Source organism: Pseudomonas sp. C8002 (assembly GCF_013385765.1).
Classification (GTDB): domain Bacteria; phylum Pseudomonadota; class Gammaproteobacteria; order Pseudomonadales; family Pseudomonadaceae; genus Aquipseudomonas.
This window is the reverse complement of the sequence record NZ_JACAPJ010000061.1, coordinates 1-582: the sequence shown is the minus strand read 5'-3', so window position 1 is coordinate 582 and position 582 is coordinate 1. Positions and strand designations below refer to the sequence as shown.

The following is a 582-nucleotide window of genomic DNA, read 5'->3' as shown; positions in this document are numbered from 1 at the left end:
CACCCCTTGAATGTCTTCAGGGCTGTAAACCTGCTGCGACCACTGGGTCAGCGCCGCCACGTTACGGTGAGTAATGGCCACGCCCTTGGGCAGGCCGGTGGAGCCGGAGGTGTAGATCACATAGGCCAGGTTGCCGGCGTGGACCGCAACGTCCAGATCCTGATCATCAACTTCCTGAGCATCCACAAGCAGCACGTCAATCGAAGCATCCACCTCAAGCGCCACAGCAGCCTGGGTCAACAACACCCGCGCCTGGCTGTCCTTGAGCATGTAGGCCACGCGCTCGGCCGGGTAATCCGGGTCCAGCGGTACATACGCGCCGCCCGCCTTGAGCACCGCGAGCAATGCCACGACCATCTGCGCACTGCGCGGCATGGCCACGCCAACCCGCACTTCAGGGCCAACACCCAGCGCCACCAGCTTGTGGGCCAGGGCATTCGCCCGGCCGTTCAACTGGCGGTAGGTCAGTTGCTCATCACCCCAGATAACCGCCAGGGCGTCGGGCGTACGCTGCACCTGGTCCTGAATCTGTTGATGGATGCACCGCTCACGCGGGAAGTCCAGGCCATTGGCGTTCCAGGT

1 protein-coding gene is annotated in these 582 nt (G+C 63.6%); it reads right to left on the bottom strand.

The window, feature by feature from the left end:
- On the bottom strand, window positions 1-582 hold a 582-nt coding region (locus tag HX814_RS31300; protein WP_177015458.1), incomplete at both ends, for an AMP-binding protein.